Source organism: Adhaeribacter sp. (assembly GCF_057359045.1).
The window spans coordinates 14,295-29,978 of sequence record NZ_JBMQUD010000127.1 but is presented as its reverse complement, the minus strand read 5'-3'; the positions used below and the strand labels follow the sequence as shown (position 1 = coordinate 29,978).

The 15,684-nt window shown below is 42.5% G+C and carries 11 protein-coding genes and 1 tRNA gene; 8 read left to right on the top strand and 4 right to left on the bottom strand.

Annotated elements, in window-relative coordinates; translation table 11 throughout:
• Window positions 1–281: 281 nt before the first annotated feature.
• The 7 genes from ACO1R6_RS20095 (at window position 282) to ACO1R6_RS20065 (ending at window position 11,500) form a co-directional block, all read left to right on the top strand.
• Window positions 282–1,613 (top strand): acetylxylan esterase, encoded by a 1,332-nt coding sequence (locus ACO1R6_RS20095; RefSeq protein WP_486266894.1) that lies wholly within the window; start codon window positions 282–284, stop codon window positions 1,611–1,613.
• A 214-nt stretch (window positions 1,614–1,827) separates the two neighbouring features.
• Window positions 1,828–2,961: a right-handed parallel beta-helix repeat-containing protein gene (locus ACO1R6_RS20090; RefSeq protein ID WP_486266893.1), complete on the top strand. Its 1,134-nt coding sequence runs from the start codon at window positions 1,828–1,830 to the stop codon at window positions 2,959–2,961.
• 54 nt (window positions 2,962–3,015) lie between these two features.
• Window positions 3,016–4,170, top strand: a complete 1,155-nt coding sequence (locus ACO1R6_RS20085) for a sialidase (RefSeq protein ID WP_486266892.1) — start codon at window positions 3,016–3,018, stop codon at window positions 4,168–4,170.
• 336 nt (window positions 4,171–4,506) lie between these two features.
• Entirely contained in the window at window positions 4,507–5,088 is a 582-nt protein-coding gene (locus ACO1R6_RS20080) for an RNA polymerase sigma factor (protein WP_486266891.1), read from the top strand.
• 331 nt (window positions 5,089–5,419) lie between these two features.
• Window positions 5,420–6,421 carry a FecR family protein gene (locus tag ACO1R6_RS20075; RefSeq protein WP_486266890.1) on the top strand — a complete coding sequence of 334 codons (1,002 nt, stop codon included), beginning with the start codon at window positions 5,420–5,422 and terminating at the stop codon, window positions 6,419–6,421.
• A gap of 132 nt (window positions 6,422–6,553) precedes the next feature.
• Window positions 6,554–9,802 carry a SusC/RagA family TonB-linked outer membrane protein gene (locus tag ACO1R6_RS20070; RefSeq protein ID WP_486266889.1) on the top strand — a complete coding sequence of 1,083 codons (3,249 nt, stop codon included), beginning with the start codon at window positions 6,554–6,556 and terminating at the stop codon, window positions 9,800–9,802.
• A gap of 9 nt (window positions 9,803–9,811) precedes the next feature.
• The gene (locus ACO1R6_RS20065; RefSeq protein ID WP_486266888.1) at window positions 9,812–11,500 is read left to right on the top strand and encodes a RagB/SusD family nutrient uptake outer membrane protein; all 1,689 of its coding nucleotides are present in this window, start codon (window positions 9,812–9,814) and stop codon (window positions 11,498–11,500) included.
• A 47-nt stretch (window positions 11,501–11,547) separates the two neighbouring features.
• Here ACO1R6_RS20065 and ACO1R6_RS20060 read toward each other — a convergent pair whose 3' ends face one another.
• The 4 genes from ACO1R6_RS20060 to ACO1R6_RS20045 all read right to left on the bottom strand — a co-directional run bounded on the left by ACO1R6_RS20060 (window position 11,548) and on the right by ACO1R6_RS20045 (window position 14,142).
• Window positions 11,548–11,808, bottom strand: coding sequence for a UvrD-helicase domain-containing protein (locus ACO1R6_RS20060; protein WP_486266896.1), 261 nt, complete (start codon window positions 11,806–11,808; stop codon window positions 11,548–11,550).
• Window positions 11,809–11,924: 116 nt separating this feature from the next.
• Complete coding sequence (locus tag ACO1R6_RS20055; RefSeq protein WP_486266887.1) at window positions 11,925–12,650, bottom strand: IS1 family transposase; 726 nt, start codon at window positions 12,648–12,650, stop codon at window positions 11,925–11,927.
• A gap of 98 nt (window positions 12,651–12,748) precedes the next feature.
• Window positions 12,749–13,687 carry a DMT family transporter gene (locus ACO1R6_RS20050; protein ID WP_486266886.1) on the bottom strand — a complete coding sequence of 313 codons (939 nt, stop codon included), beginning with the start codon at window positions 13,685–13,687 and terminating at the stop codon, window positions 12,749–12,751.
• Between the two features lie 383 nt (window positions 13,688–14,070).
• Window positions 14,071–14,142, bottom strand: a tRNA-Glu gene (locus ACO1R6_RS20045).
• 209 nt (window positions 14,143–14,351) lie between these two features.
• Between ACO1R6_RS20045 and gap the strand changes: the two genes are divergently transcribed.
• Complete coding sequence (gap, locus tag ACO1R6_RS20040; protein WP_486266885.1) at window positions 14,352–15,344, top strand: type I glyceraldehyde-3-phosphate dehydrogenase; 993 nt, start codon at window positions 14,352–14,354, stop codon at window positions 15,342–15,344.
• Window positions 15,345–15,684 lie beyond the last annotated feature (340 nt).

The following is a 15,684-nucleotide window of genomic DNA, read 5'->3' as shown; positions in this document are numbered from 1 at the left end:
TACCCGCTATAAAACAGATTTATTAATAAATAAGCGTTAACCTGAAATATTGGTGAATAGGTTTTATGCCCAAGAACCGGGGTGCCTGCTTTAATAATTTGTTTGATGAAATATTAATTTTAATTGTTTTAGCAGGCAATCATTAATATTGGCTTATCGTGCCGGAACGAGGAGGTTTTGCCATCTGCCTGAACGGCGCAGAAAGAAAGGTTTAGAGGGCCAGGCAAGCATTTGTATCAGTTTATAGAACAATAATTTTATTAGCATTTTAATTTTTTAGTATGTCTTTGGGATTACAAAAAACCGGCCGTTTCTTTTTGTTTTTTATTCTTTTTGCCTCTCTTTTTAATAAGACGCTGGCAGTAGAGTATATAGCTAAAAATATTGCCGGGCCAGAAATTAAAGTATTGCTTAAACCCGATAAAAAAGATTGGCTTTATAAATTAGGGCAGCCGGTAGTATTTACCGTTTCGGTAACCAGCAACGATACCTTGCTAAATAATTTGCCGGTTTATTACGAGGTAGGTTTAGAAAAAATGCCACCCGTTAAAAAAGGAGAACTGAATTTAAATGCTAATAAATTAGAAATCGCCGGCGGCACCTTAAAAATGCCCGGCTTTCTGCGGTGTAAAGTAAGCGTTACGGTTAATGGGAAAGAGTATACCGAAACCGCTACCGCTGCTTTTGAACCCGAAAAAATTAAACCCACTGCTGAATTGCCTGCCGATTTTTCTTCCTTTTGGACAAAGGCACTTGCCGCAGTCCGGCAAGTGCCGCTCCAGACCGAACTTACACCTTTAAAAACCCGCAGTACCCCAGCGGTAGATGTATACCAGGTGTCTTACCAATATTCGCAAAAAGGAGACCGGTTCTACGGTATTTTATGTGTTCCGAAACAAGAAGGAAAATATCCGGCTATCATCCGGTTTCCGGGCGCTGGCGTAAGGCCCCTGGCAGGCGATGTTAAAACCGCCGCCGATGGGTTTATCACCCTCGATTTAAATATTCATAGGGTGCCGGTTGTCCAACCAAGTGCTTATTACGACAGTTTGCAAAAAGGCCCGCTCTCCGGTTACCAATTTAAGGGCTGGGTACACCCCGATTCGAGCTATTATAAAAATGTGATTTTAGGCTGTGTGCGGGCCGTAGATATGATTTATGCTTTACCGCAATTTAACGGAAAAGCCATCGGGGCCTGGGGCTCCAGCCAGGGCGGGGCTTTATCCATTATTACAACTTCTTTAGAACCCCGGATTAATTATTTGGTAGCGCTCTGCCCGGCCCTTTCTGATATTTCCGGCTATCTGCACGGCCGGGCTGGCGGGTGGCCGCATATTTTTAACCAGGAAAACAGTTATGCTGCCCAAAAGCAAGAGGTTAAAAAAACAATAGGCTATTACGATGTGGTAAATTTTGCCCGCAACTTAAAAGTGCCTGGTTTTTATTCGTGGGGCTTTAACGATGAAACCACGCCACCTACTTCTTTTTATTCGGCTTATAACAGCATAGCGGCCCCTAAGCAGGTATTTATTATACCAGAAGGCGTGCATAAAATATATCCGGAACAGCGCGATAAAACCTATACCTGGCTGATGGAAAAATTAAAACGGTAACTTTAACCGGAGTTAATTTTGGGGAAATTTATATTCCGCTCAAACCGGTTTAAGGCGATTTTAATTCTTTAATTATTATTTAAATCTAGGCTAGTTCAAACCGAACAGGGTTTAAAACTGCCGGGTTTATTCATCTATCATTTAAAAACTTTGAAAATTATAGATTAAAATTTACTTTCGGGTACGTTACCGCATCAACCATATTGGTTAACTCATGATGAATAAAGTTTACTTCACTATTTTATTACTTATCTTAAGTTTACAGGGGCAGGCCGCTATTATCAGGTTTGTTGCTCCCGAAAAAGCCGGCCAAGGCTCCGGCGAATCTAATACCAATGCCGCTGATTTTTTAGACAATAAATTTTGGGCAGAGGTACAAGCTTTATTAAAAAAAGAACCGGTAGTGGTTAAGTTCTTACCCGGCGATTACGTGCGGGCTTATACCGAAAAGCCTTTGTTACTGCACGAGATGGGCCATGGCAAACAGGTGCTTACTTTAGAAGGAGAGGCCGGTAAAACCATATTTACGGCGCCCACCGGGCACCAAGACAAATCCGTTATGATCGAAATAAAAGATAGCCAGAACATGGTTGTCCGGAATTTAAGTTTTACCGGCAGCGGCAAAATTGGGTATGTGCTGCGCATTACGTCTTCTAAAGAAGGTAGTACCAAAAATATCTTCATTGAGAACTGTACCTGGACCGATATGCGGGGCATTATTTACGGCGCAACGGGTTGCCACCAACCGGGCACCCAAAATATTACCTATACAAACTGCACCTTTAAACGCATTGGTATCGATAGCCATTCGCACCACATGTACCATGCCCACGGCGCTACCAACATAAACGTACTGAACAGTTACTTTGAAGATTGCACCGGCGATTACGTGCGCTTCCGGGATAATTGCCAAAATATTACCGTAAAGAACTCTACTTTTAACCGCAACCCAGATTTTCCGGCGTATCCGTTTATTTCCATGCCCTTGTTTAACAATGTAAATCCCGGCGACGAAAAGTTTTCTTCTAATTTCACTTTTACCGGTAATACGTTTACCAATGCCAAGTATGCTATTGCTTTCCACCATTACGGGTATTCGTCGCCGGGCTTTAGTTATTTATTAACTTCTGAAGAAGGTAATATTTTGCAAAACGGCTCGGCTTCTGAAAAAGGTAAAATAATGAAAACTCATTTTGGGATTGATGCAACTAAAATTTACATTTCTAAAAATAAGTACACTAACATTACAACCCCGGTAGGCATGGGTACTTTTGCCCGATACGGCGCCACCACCAAAGGCTTTGATGGCTGGGGCGATATTAGTATGCTCTTTCCAGAAAACAGGTAAAAACGATTAGAAATATAGGTAAGAAGTTAAACGCAATATTTATTTAAGATTAAGTTGAGGTTATTAGCTGGATTGCTCGTCTTGTTTTTAATGGTTGGGGTGTTTAACCCTTCGGCGTATAGCCAGGCCAAGCATAATTTATCAGCAGAAAATAAAAAAGCAATCTGGGCAAAAATTGCACCTTTCTTTGCGCCGCCAGCGCCCTATCAGAACGATTTCGGGAAGTACCGCTCGCCATTAAAATTTTACAACGGACAAGAAGTAAAATCAGCCAAGGAATGGCCCAAGCGCCGGCAGGAAATCCTAAACCGCTGGACCGGCTTGATGGGAAAATGGCCGCCCTTTATTAAAAACCAGCAGTACGAAATATTAGAAACTACCCGGCAGGAAGGATATACCCAACACCGCATCCGGTTTAACTGGACACCCACCGAAAAAACCATAGCTTATTTATCTATACCGGATACCAAAGGCAAAAAACCGGCGGTGATTACCGCTTTTTATGAACCGGAAACAGCCATTGGTATTGGTACCCGACAAAATTGCGATTTTGCCCGGCAATTAACCAAGCGCGGCTTTGTAACCTTATCTATTGGCACCACCGAGGCAACGCAGGCTAAAACCTATTCTATTTACTACCCTTCTCTCCAAAATGCCCAGGTGCAGCCTCTCTCTATGTTAGGTTATGTGGCTGCCAATGCCTGGTATTTGGTTTCTAAAGTACCCGACGTAGATTCTACGCGCATTGGTATTATGGGGCTTTCGTTTGGGGGTAAGTGGGCCATGTTTGCCTCTTGCCTCTTTGAAAAATTTGCGTGCGCCGTTTGGTCTGATCCGGGCATTGTATTCGACGAGAGCCGGGAAGCGGTTAATTATTGGGAGCCCTGGTATTTGGGTTATCACCCGCAGCCCTGGCGCAAACGCGGTTTAATTACCGCAGATAATCCGGCGAAAGGAATATATCCGCAACTGGTGGCCGAAGGCTACGACTTGCACGAACTGCATGCCTTAATGGCCCCGCGCCCGTTCCTGGTTTCGGGCGGCTCAGAAGATCCTGTACAACGGTGGGTACCGCTAAACCATACCATTCAGGTAAATAATTTATTAGGTTATAAAAACCGGGTAGCCATGACTAACCGCCCTACCCATTTACCCAACCCGGAAGCCAATGAACAGGCGTATTTATTCCTGGAATATTTCCTGAAATAGAAATCTTCTAAGCAATAGCCTTCAAAATTTATATCCTCTTTCAGCTATACCAATCGGGCGGGCACTTACGGCACTACCATAGGGCTTAAGCTATTCCCTTATCAAAAGCTTGGGGTGCTTTTATCTATTTAAACGGATAGCTCTATCTATATTAAAAAAACGGAGCAAAAGAACTGCTTATTTTGGTTATCCGGAGGCTTGCAACTTGGTTTCGGTTTATTTTAAAATATTTCATTGTATGTTTTAAAGGCTTTACTTAAATTTAAAATTCCGTTAGAGGCATTCTAGTAAAATATTCTTTTTGTAGCTGTATTTCTTCATTAATTAAAAGCAACTGTGCAAATTGATCAGGATTTAATATCGTTGATTAAAATGGGCGACCGGGTGGCCTTTACTGCATTTTACAGTAAATATTACCAGAAACTTTTGGTGCAAGTGCTCTTCCTGACAAATGATGAAGAACTGGCCGAAGATATAACCCAGGAAACTTTTATCCGGATTTGGGAGAAGAGAGAAGCTTTAGATGAAACATTGTCGCTTAAAAGCTTTACCTGGCAGATTGCCAGAAATTTAGTTTTTGACCATTCCCGCAAAGTACAAACAAAGCAGTCCCATCTGAAAGTACTACAGAATACCAAAGTCGTGGAAGAAGAAACCATGAACCGGGTAATACATAAAGAATTAGAGTCGATTCTAACAGAAGCCATAAACCAATTATCAGCTGAAAAGCAGACGATGTTACGATTAAGCCGTTTTGAGGATATGACTTATTCTGAAATCGCTGCCGATATGCAAACCACTCCCAAGGCAGTAGAAAGGCACATGGCCAAATCTTTACGCTTCATTCGGTCTTATTTACTTAAGCGGGCTTCTTATTTTATACCCACACAACTACTAATCTGGGTTTCGGCTTACTAATAGTATAAGCGTAAATCTGGTTCTATTCAAATACATTTATTGGTTTAGCTGTATGCCGCAGTAAGTTAAGAGACTTAGCTTACGTTAAGCCCAGCCATCTTTTTCTTATTACAAAAAGTATCCGGTGCAATTTTAACCCGATATAAGAATAAAAATATTTAATTTTTTACCGTTGATGTTTTAAATATTTTTAATGTGCGACCGGGTTAGCTTTAAAATTGTTTGTAATAATCGTGTAAATAGGGTGGGTATTTAAAATTTGCTAAATATTCCGGCAAGGGGAGCGGGGGGAGTGCCATGGGCTTAAACGTATTAGGGTATATAGCAGAATATGGCTCAGCAAGACCCCGAAAAATTATTAGCACACTACCTCGACGGCAATTTAGGTGAAGATGACCGGGTAAAGTTATTACTATGGTACCAAAGTTTGCCTGAACCAGAAGCAACTAAGTTTTTTGAAAAGTTTAGCGATGCCATAGATGCTTTAAACAAAGAAGAACTGGATAGCCTGGAGCAAAAACTGCGTTTGGCCGCCAGTTACAAAAGGGCAGAAACTAAGAAAGGAATATTAGAGCGAGTAGTAGTGCCGCCGTTTTACTTAAGAATTGCAGCTTCTGTTGTATTGCTTTTGGCGTGTGCCTGGGGTTATTATACATTTAATACCCATGAGGCAGTTCAAGTTAATCAGGTTGTTTTCCTCGAAAAGCACACCAATTATGGCGAAGTAGCGGAAATTATCCTTCCGGATAGTTCGGTTGTAATGCTAAATGCCGGTAGTAGCCTGAAGTACCCGCAAAGTTTCCAGAAAAGCCAAACCCGGGAAGTTTACATGGCCGGCGAGGCTTTTTTTAAAATAGTACCCGATAAATCTCATCCTTTTATAGTACATACGCCGCAGGGGGTTAATACCCAGGTATTAGGTACTTCTTTTAATATAAACACCTACAAAAGTCCTGAGGAAGTAGCAGTAGCCGTGATTACGGGTAAGGTGGCCATTGGCACGGCAACTAAAGCGTTAGGCAAATTAACAGCTAACCAGCAGCTTACTTACAATACTGTTACCACGGCTATAAACCACACACAAAACCAATATGCCGATGACTGGACCAGGGGCGAAATAATATTTAACGGAGACGAACTGCAGGCCGTGGTAGCCGAATTAGAGCGGGCCTATAATATTCATATACAAATAGCGTCTAACGTAACGGCTAAGTTGCGCTGCTCCGGTAAATTTTATTTAAAACAAAAACCAGAAGAAATTATAAAGGTGCTCAGCATCCTTCACGATCTTAAATACACATCCACCAACAAAAAGATTATTTTATCCAAATGACATAGTTAAAGCCAAAAAAAGCCGGGATCGTCAGACGAAGCCGGCCTGTAAACGCAACCACGGGTTCTAACGCCAATTATTTCCCGTCAGCAAAGTTTAAGTTAATAAAAGTTAAATCTAAAAAGTTAATTTATGCAAATACATTTACAGGGCAGATTTTCCGGGTGCTATGCCGTTATCAGGAGAATTCTGTACACCTTATTGCTTGTTTGTTTTTCATCGGGTTTCCTGCTGGCAAATAAAACCGCTGCCCAGGAATTAGAAAGATCCATCATTAGTATTAATACTGCCGGAAAAACAATTACCCAGTTACTGTCCGAAATTGAGGTTAAAACCAAACTTAATTTTGTTTATAACCCTGATAATATTGAGAGCCAAAAGTTGTTACCGAATCGTTCTTTCAGCAACGAGAAAGTACGGGTTATTCTAGAAAATCTTTCTTATGAATGCCAGGAAGAGCAGAAGCATATTATCGTTAAAAAAATAAAACCTGAAATTTCTGTTTCTAGTGCTGCCGGTAATATTTTGGTAGCCGATGTAACCATAAATGGCTTGGTAAAAGATGCAAAAGGTGCAGGGTTACCAGGGGTTACGGTGGTAGTAAAAGGCACAACAAACGGTACCACTACTAACCCCGACGGCTCTTTTTCGATTGTGGTACCCGAAGGCAGCACGTTAATTTTCTCGATGATTGGTTTTGTTAAGCAGGAAGTAGTGGTAAATAACCAATCGAAATTGAATATTGTGATGCGAGAAGATATTGCCAGTTTACAGGAAGTAGTGGTAGTTGGCTATGGCACCTTAGATAAAAAGGAAGTAACCAGTTCTATCACTTCCCTGAAAAGCAGCGATATTATTCCGGGTTTTGTGACCAACCCTCTAATGGGTATTCAGGGCAAAGTGCCCGGTTTAAGTGTGGTATCTACCAATGGTTCCGACCCCAATGCCGGCGTATCGGTGCAGTTGCGGGGAGCAAATTCGGTAAATGCATCGCAAGGCCCGCTTATTGTAATTGACGGCGTACCGGGTGGCGATATTAATTCCGTGGCCCGGGAAGATATTCAGTCGATTGATATATTAAAAGATGCCTCGGCAGCCGCCATTTACGGTACCCGGGCTTCCGGCGGCGTTATTTTAATTACCACTAAATCGGCCAAGGCGGGCGCAGCTAGTGTGTCGTACAGCGGCGAAGTATCAACTGAAACCATTAGAAGACGTGCCGAAACCTTAACGGCAGAAGAATTTCTGGGTGCCGGTTTAGGAGAGGATATGGGGCACCGGACCGATTGGTTTAAAGAAGTGGTAAAACAAAAGCCTATTAGCCACCGCCACGTAGTTACCTTATCGGGTGGTAGCGAAACAGCTAAGGTGTATGCCTCTTTATTTACCCGCAAAGCCGAAGGTATTGCCATTGGCTCGGATAGAGAAGAAATAGGCGGTCGCCTGAACGCTAATTTTAAATTTTTAGACGGAAAAGCCGAAATTATTGGTACCTCCAGCTTCACGAATGTAAATACCAATTTCTCGAGCAACGGTATTTTTAACATGGCCCTGAAGCTGAACCCTACCGAAACCCCTTACAACAGCCAGGATGTAACGGGCTATAACGTCTGGACCGGCGGTAGTGAATATTACAACCCAGTAGCCGATATTAACCTGAGAACCGACCGTAACCAATATAAGTACCTGCTGGCTAACGTAACGTTTAAATACAACCTTACCAAAAACTGGTATACTTCGGCCATGGTTGCTACTAAAAGTAATTCCCAGCATCCTACTTACTGGCGGTCGTCGCAGCATAAAACGTCCCGCGAGCAAGGCATAAGTGGTTTTGCCAGCCAGGGTTACAGCAAATGGTTCGATAAAACTTTTGAATGGTTAACTGCTTACAACAATTCTTTTGGCCAGCATTCAGTTAAAGCGGTGGGTGGTTACAGCTTCCAGGAGTTTAACGGTCAAGGCTTCTCGGCCGAAAACCAGGACTTTCCGGTAGATGGTTTGCATGAGCACGACATGAATACCGGTTCTTTCTTAACCAATGGCCGGGCCAGTCTCGATTCCTGGAAAAACCCTCGCATCCGGCTGATAGCATTTTTTGGACGGGTAAATTATTCCTTTAAAGATCGCTATCTTCTTACGGCCAGTATCCGGCAAGAAGGCTCGTCTAAGTTTGCCGCGGGCAACCGGTGGGGATCTTTCCCGGCCGTTTCGGTGGGCTGGCGCGTTTCCGACGAAGCTTTTATGAAACCACTTACTTTTGTGGATGAACTAAAGCTGCGCGGGGGCTACGGCGTTACCGGTAACGAAGGTTTCTCGGCCGGGGTATCTTCCCGGATGTATAGAGCCGATACCTGGTGGGTAGTAAACGGCCAGTGGGTAAGAACGTTTGGCGTTGCGCATAACCAAAACCTCGACCTGGAATGGGAAACCAAAAAAGAAATAAATATTGGTTTCGATTTCTCGCTCTTTAATGCTAAGCTGACCGGTAAGTTTGATGTTTACCAACGCACCAGCGATAACCTGATTTACGATATTTCGGTAGCCCAACCACCGGCCATTCACGACAAAACCACCATGAACGTAGGTAGCCTGCGCAACCGCGGCATTGAAATGGACATAACCTGGAATGCTTACAGCAAAGGAGATTTTAATTATTCTACTTCTTTGTTGGCATCCAGCAACAAAAATACACTAGTATCGCTGTGGGGTAGCCAAACCTGGTGGGACCGTAAAAGCTTCCCGGCTCCCGGTAGCCCAGGTACAGCGGTGCGGCTTTATCCCGGCCAGAATATTGGTAAATTTTATGTTTGGAAGTTTGCCGGCTTTACCGACGATGGCAACTGGATGTTGTACGACAAAGACGGCAATGCTTTTGATGTAACCAAGCGTTCTAAAACCGTAGCCGATAAGCAATTTGTAGGCAATGCTATTCCCAAAGTAATCCTGTCGTGGAACCACTCTTTAAATTACAAAAACTTTGATTTAAACGTGTATATGCGTAGCTGGATTGGCCACGATGTGTTTAATATGGTAAACATGTACTACAGTTTGCCCAACGTAAAAGGTCAGAATTACCTGAAACCAGCCATTCAGGAACATAAAAATATTAAAGGCGAAAAAGAACTGAGCGATTACTGGCTGGAAAAAGGCGATTTTGTAAAACTAGATGTGGCTACCCTGGGATACACCTTTAACGCGCAAAGGCTTAAAGCCGTGAAGAGTTTACGCGTGTATTTAAGCGGCCGGGATCTGTTTACCTTTACCAAATATTCAGGCCTGGATCCCGAGGTTAACATTAACGGGTTAGAACCTGGCTTTGAAGAACGCGATGTTTATCCAAAAACCAGAAGCTTTACTTTAGGTATTCAAGCTAATTTTTAAGACTAAATAATGAAAAAGAAAATATATACCGCTTTTGCTGCTGTTTTTTTAGGCAGTATGCTAAGCTGTACCAATTTAGATGAAAAATGGTACGATCAGGTAGTTCCGGAAACCTTTTACCAAAGCGAACTGAATATTAAATCGGCTTTGTACCGGCCATTTACCCATGCCCGTTGGTACGTTATCAACGACCGCTGGCGTATTCAGGAGTTTTCGGCCGATCAGTTTATTACCACCACCAAAGGGCCGCACTGGTATAATGGCGGCGTATTTGAGCGTTTTTTATACCACAAATGGACGCCCGAAGACGGATTTATCTGGGATACCTGGCGGGGTACCCTCATGGGCGTTTCGCTGGCACTGGATACTAAGAATGACCTGGAAAAGCTGGATTACGCTAAGTTTGCCCTGTCGCAGGCTACCAAAGACGACCATCTAAACCAGTTAAATACCCTTACTGCCTACTTTTACCTACGCGGCCTCGACTTTTTTGGCGGGATGCCTATTTTTACATCGTTAAGCCAGAGTAACGTACCTCGTAGTACCGCCCAGGAAACCTTTAACCACATTGAAACGCTGTTAAAGGAATCTATCCCGAAGCTGCCTATGAAAAAAAGCGGCGAAAAAGAAGAAGGAGCCATTAAGCAGGCAACAGCTGCGGCCATGTTGGCGCAATTATATTTTAATGCCGAGGCGTATATTGGCAAACCCATGTACGCCGAGTGTGCCCAAATCTGCCAGGATATTATCGCTAACAAATATGGGCAATATGCTTTAGATAGAGATTGGTTCGGGCCGTTTGATTTTTATAACGACGAATCGCCCGAAACTATCTGGAATATGCCGTCGCAGATGACCAAGCTGGAGTACAACTGGTTTTATGCCAATTTTTATCACTACAACTCCCGCGTATATTTTGATGTAGACATGGGTGCCAACAATGGGTTCCATTTACAACCTTCGCGCCGGCCCGATAATACCTTGTATAAAACAGAGTTTAAACTGGGCTCGCCTTACGAGAAATTTGACGACGGCGACTACAGAAAACGGCCTTATAAATATTTAGGCGGCGGTAGGTACGAGGGAATGTTCCTGGTTGGCGACCAAATATCGCCGATTACCGGTAAACAAGTAGTTGGTACCCAGGAATACCGCAACAGATTAATTAACCTGGTAGACCAAGTAGGGCGTTTTTCTGAAGTTGGGCCCGGCAAAAGATATGCAACCGTAGCGCAATTGCCATCCAAAGTATCGCAGGGCGAAGAAAATAGCGGCGTACGGTTGGTAAAAACGCCTATTCCGAGTAGTGCCGACTTATCTTTGCGTTGGGGTGCCGACCATGCCGTAATTCGTTTGGCCGAAATTTATTACATGTTGGCCGAATGCAAAATGCGGGCCGGCGACAAAGAGGCGGCCGCCGATTTAATTAACCAGGTAAGAAAACGCAATTTCCCGAACCAGCAGGACCCGAACCCGGCTACCGCAGCCAACCTCGATGAATACCGCATGCTGGATGAATGGGGAATTGAATTCCTGGGCGAGGGCAGAAGACGTACCGATTTGGTTAGATGGAACAAGTTTACCACCGAAGCTTGGTGGGATCATGCGCCGTCCGGTTCTAGTCATTTAAACCGTTTTCCGGTGCCCCAGCAAGCTCTTTCGGGTAGTAACGTGTTAGAGCAAAACCCCGGATATTAATATAAGCCTCAGATATTAACAACAAGACTGCCTTTGAGATTGTATTTTTAATACAATTTTAAAGGCAGCTTCATTTTAGACAATATAAATTTAATATTGGCTATTATCCCTTCCACATTTACTCGTGTAGCCAGGTCTGAGGCTGATTTCTTGGTAAAGGAAATAAGTAAGATATTACTTGGGTCTGTTGTATAGCGGTCAACTACATATTTAACCTTACCTACTATGGCAGTGGTTTTACCTGAACCAGCACCAGCGATTGCTAAATTAGCATCTTCATCCTGAATAATGGACGTTCTTTGTTGTATATCCAGGGGTTTACCAATTACAGTGTCAAAGAAATTTTTATAGAAAATTAGCTCATGGTTAAGGAATGATGCATTGTATTTACTCCTATAAGTATTTGCGTTTGGGGGTAGTGTATTTAAAGTAAGGATGGATTATTTGCCAATTTTTGAAGATTAAGCTTAACCAGCAAGAAACGGATAGCAAAGTAGTGATTCTGCCAGGATTTGGAGAAAGAGAGCGTTTTTTTCACCAGTCTACTACACCGCTGGCGTAAAGTGTTGTTGAGCCTTTCTATCTTAGTAGTCTGCTTTTTGCCTTCGGTCTGGTGTTGCCCTTTCTGGAACACAGCGGCATAAGCAGCTAAATCATCGGTAAACACCACCGCTTTTTCCCGCAGAGCTTCTGGTATGCTCAACCATAACCCTAAAGCACTTTCCTGGTTTCTTTCTCCTATATGAAAGCCTACTACTAAGCCAGTTCTTCTTTCTACGGCCAACCACAGCCATACCGGACAATCTTTGGCTCCTACATAACTCCACATCTCATCAGCTTCCAAACAATACAAAGCTATTTCTGCCTGCTCTAGCTTGCCTAGCGACAACTCTTGGGCTACTTGTTGCCAAAGCTGTTGGACACGGGGAATTAACCAGCCTAAGCTTACCTGCAATACCCGGGCAATGGCTCGCAAGGATACTCGCTCTAAAAGCAAGCGCTGGAGCAACTCTTCTTTCTCCATTCCAACAGTTAGTTTTCTTTCCACCACTTGCCTTTTACAATTTCTACATTTATACTTTTGCTTACCATACCAGCTTTTTCCATTTTTAACTATTTTTACGCTCTGGCAATGAGGACATTTGTGCATAGATTAGAAGTTTGGCGACTCCTTCTTTACGAATACTGCTCCTCATTGTCTTTTCTCTATTTATGCCATCCTTACTTCTAGTACACTATCCTATAAAACTAAATTGAATTCAGAGATTCAAGCTTTTTAGCTTTTACTTCTTTTGTGCTGGTCAGTAGAAATATTGTGGCTACGATGAAGAAACTACCAATCCAATCCATGGCCGTAAACGGAACTTGTAGCCACAAAACCGATAAAACTGTAGCTGAGAGCGGCTCTGCTGATGCCAGTAAACTGGCCTTTTGCGCTCCAATTATTTTCACTGCCGTTAAATAGGCATAGAAGGCAACCAGTGTGGCGAATAATATAATAAAGGCGGTACTTAAATAGGTGTAAATATCCCATTGTCCACCTACTATCCAGGGCGCATGGATGCTGCTTGAAAAAACGCCACCTATCAACATACTCCATCCTATCACGATAATGGCAGGATAACGCCTCAATAAGTTTATAGGTTGTAAGCTGTAAAAGGCTAAAGCAACTGCCGATGCAATTCCCCAAAACAAAGCCCAATTAGAGATGGAAAGACCTCTAAAACTGCCGTGCGTAACCAGCAAGAAGGTTCCAGTAATAGCTAAAAGGATGGCCAGGATTTCAGTATTTCGAGGCCATCTTCTTTTTTGTATAGCTAAGTATACAGCAATAAGTGCTGGCCCGGCGTATTGCAATATGGTAGCGGTGGCAGCATTAGAATGCTTGATGGCGGCAAAATAGGTGTATTGGACCGCCAGCATCCCGAATATGCCAAACAATAGCAGTTGACAGGCATCCTTTTTCACTTTCCAGATATGCCATAATGCTTTGGGTTTATCTGTGCTGGCCATTATCAGAAGGATTGTTCCTGAAATAAGAAGTCTTACTGTTACCAACCATTCAGGGTTAATCCCTCTTTTCTGAAATAGAAATTGGCCAAAGGTGCCTGATACGCCCCAAAGAATGGCTGCTGTTATAGCTAATAAAAAACCATTCGTAGCGTTACGCTTTTGTTCTTTAACCATTGAAACACTTCATTTTTACATCTAGGGTTCTTTACTACATCAATAATGATTGTGCGTAAGATTATTTTAAAACAAGATTGTTTTTTATTCTAAGTAAATCATGATTGAAAGGGATTTTGTAATTACTTCCTACAGCAAGCCAAAAATATAGCAAAGTTGAAATCTGGACGTTAATTACCTTGTAAAACCTGAAGTGAATCTTGTAAAACTTTTAATAAAAAAGCCTTATTAAAAGGGGGATTTGTTACTAATGAATCCATAAAAGTTATACAAAGTTGTAAAACAATAGGCAATTAAAAATAATATTTATGCTTAAGTAAGCTGCATGGGCATAAAAAAACGGCTTAGAATTGCTTCTAAGCCGTTTTTTAAATAATCTAATGTAGCCCGTAGGGGAATCGAACCCCTGTTACCAGAATGAAAATCTGGTGTCCTAACCCCTAGACGAACGGGCCGTTTGGTTTATCTGACGTCCTTGTTCCGTTTTGATGGTGCAAATATAGAGGGTGATTTTATATCTGCAAAATATTTTTTCGAAAAAAGTGATGATTTTTTGCAACTATCTCATTTAGAGAAAGAAATTAATTTTTTTGATTTGTATATATAGATTGATAACTTCGCCCCGTTTAAGAGTGTTTAATAAATTCATTAAAAATCGATTAAAATGGCAAAAATAAAAGTTGCAATTAATGGCTTCGGCCGCATCGGTCGACTTACTTTCCGGGAATTGCTCCGCAAAGAAAATATCGAAATAGTTGGCATCAATGATTTAACAGATAATAATACTTTAGCCCACTTATTAAAATACGACTCAGTTCACGGTAAATTTAACGGTACTGTGGCTTCCGACGAAAGCAGTATTACAGTAAACGGCCAGCGCATTGAAGTATTTGCCGAAAGAGAACCTAAAAATTTACCTTGGGGTCGTTTAGGCGTAGATGTAGTATTAGAATCTACCGGCCGGTTTGTAGACGAAAAAGGAGCTGGCGGACACCTGGAAGCCGGAGCTAAAAAAGTAGTTATTTCGGCACCAGCCAAAGGCAATATTCCTACCGTTGTTTTGGGTGTAAACCAAGATGTTTTAACCGGCGAAGAAACAATTGTTTCGAACGCTTCTTGTACTACTAACTGCTTGGCCCCCATGGCTAAAGTTTTAGACGATGCTTTTGGCATTGAAAAAGGTTATATCACTACCGTACACGCTTACACTTCAGACCAAAACCTGCACGATGCGCCGCACAGCGATTTAAGAAGAGCCCGTGCCGCTGCTTTATCGATTGTGCCTACTTCTACTGGTGCTGCTAAAGCCGTAGGTTTGGTATTACCGCACCTGAACGGTAAATTAGATGGTATTGCCATGCGCGTGCCCGTTCCTACCGGTTCTTTAACCGACTTAACTGCTGTTTTAAAGACCCCAGCCACTAAAGAAGAAATCAACGCTGCTTTCAAAAAGGCGGCTGAAGGTGAATTTAAAGGTATACTGGAATACACCGCCGACCCGATTGTTTCGATTGACATTGTTGGCAATAACCACTCTTGTATTTTCGATTCTAAATTAACTTCGGTAAGCGAAACTTTGGTAAAAGTAGTTGGCTGGTACGACAACGAGTCTGGCTACTCTGCCCGGGCTGCCGACTTGATTGAGCGGATTGGTTAATATTTTTCTAACCAGATATAAAACAAAATGGCCCATCTTGCATGGGCTGTTTTGTTTTAATCTAATTTTGCGGGGCAGGAAGCAAGCTGGCCGTATTCAGGCTAAATTTTTCCATTTATTTCGGATGAATTATCAGGTGCCTCAATATTGTCTTTTTAGACCGTAGTTTAGTAGCTGTTCCGGATTTCTGTTTCTGTCGGAATCTGGTGCTATTAAGGGTGTTATTACCGCCAGTTTCAAAGCCTTTACCAGGGGTTGGTGAAAATCCCCAGCCAGGGCAGCAGTTACAGCCTATTTATAAAATGCTGAACAGCTTCTTGTTTTAAAATATTCTTAATTT